The sequence below is a fragment of the Methanoculleus sp. UBA208 genome (assembly GCF_002498065.1).
Classification (GTDB): Archaea; Halobacteriota; Methanomicrobia; order Methanomicrobiales; family Methanoculleaceae; genus Methanoculleus.
Genome location: NZ_DAFZ01000113.1, coordinates 823 through 1,695, shown reverse-complemented (window position 1 = coordinate 1,695; position 873 = coordinate 823). Strand labels below are relative to the sequence as shown.

At 61.6% G+C, this 873-nt stretch carries 1 pseudogene; it reads right to left on the bottom strand.

The window, feature by feature from the left end:
- Positions 1 to 873, bottom strand: a pseudogene (locus BRA62_RS11735) (hypothetical protein); the annotation flags it as partial.

The window sequence follows — 873 nt, the reverse complement described above, 5'->3', positions numbered from 1 at the left end:
GCCCTCGATCACGAACGGCTTTGCCGAGTCCGAGACAATTCGGCCGGAGTACTCGACATTTTCGTTATTCCTGGCCCAGATCAACGTTTCAGCCCGGTCGCCCGACGCATAGATGTTCACCACGGAATTGGCCAGCGGCCCACCCTGTGACCCGCCAAGGTTTGTTGCCTTGCCGTCGATCCCGGCCGGATTCTCCAGGCGGAAGTTCTTGATCCAGACGTCGCTTGCGAGATCGATATGGAGACCGTAGCCGTGCGAATCGATGCTCGAACAGTTCTCGAGCACCAGGGACGGGGCTATCGACCGGGTCGGGGCGGCGTAGAACGAAGCCGGCTGGATGAGCCGGTAATCGGTCTTCCCGGCGCCGACGCATTTGTCGACGCAACTGTAGAGTTTGCCGCCGTTCGTCGCGTAGAACCCGTGCCGGCTGTTCCCCTCGGAGTAACAGCTGATGAAGGTGATGTCGCCCCGGGGGGCATAGTAACCGCACCCGAAGTAGTGGGTCGACATGTCGCTCTGGACGTAGGGCTTCGTCGGGTAGTCTTTCTGCCCGTTGTTCCTGCTGATGCAGTTCTCGAGGATGCAGTCTCGCTTCTCGGGATCCCACTCGAAGTGGAACCCGGACTCCAGGTTGCCTTCGGCGAGGCAGTTCGTCACGCGGAGGCCCTCGATGTCGTTCTGCTCCGCAAAGTCGAACCCGGTCACCCAGGGGTTGAACTGCCCGTACCTGCCGCAGTTGATCGCGGCACAGTTCTCGTAGCGGACGTCCCGGATCACCTTGTTCGTCGTCCCCCAGGCGTTGTGGAGGAACCCGTAGGTCCCGGTGTCCACGGCCTTGCAGTTGACGAACTCGACGTCCTCCAGGGTCGGCGC